Genomic DNA, 331 nt, shown 5'->3' with positions numbered 1-331 from the left:
CGCGTAACTTATTCCAAGTCAGAGCGACACGGACACCGACTCCCGCCTACACGGCGAGTGACACGAGGTTGTACGAAGTGCCTGACCAAATTTCGAAGTAGTTTCCATCGTGTATGGTTGTGCTTCACCTCCAGTTCTTCTCCGAATGTTCAGCGGTTTGCGCCGATGATCATGATGGGATAGGCTGGAAAAGTTGCCCCGGAGCGGCGGCCATAGGGTTGTGGTGATGGTGTGTGCGTGTTCTTTGAGAACTCAACAGTGTGTCGATGAATGTCAGTGCCAAAATTATTTTGGTACTTCACATGTCGAATGATGTTCCGGGCCTTCGGGT

1 protein-coding gene is annotated in these 331 nt (G+C 51.4%); it reads right to left on the bottom strand.

Annotated elements, in window-relative coordinates; translation table 11 throughout:
• Positions 1 to 149 precede the first annotated feature (149 nt).
• Positions 150 to 331, bottom strand: a 182-nt coding sequence (locus tag DBV08_RS32650) for a hypothetical protein (protein WP_221621630.1), incomplete at its 5' end; no start/stop codon positions are given.

Source organism: Rhodococcus sp. KBW08, from assembly GCF_003852455.1.
GTDB classification, from domain to species: domain Bacteria; phylum Actinomycetota; class Actinomycetes; order Mycobacteriales; family Mycobacteriaceae; genus Rhodococcus_F; species Rhodococcus_F baikonurensis.
The sequence above is the reverse complement of the archived record's forward strand: the minus strand, read 5'-3'. Positions and strand labels throughout refer to the sequence as shown.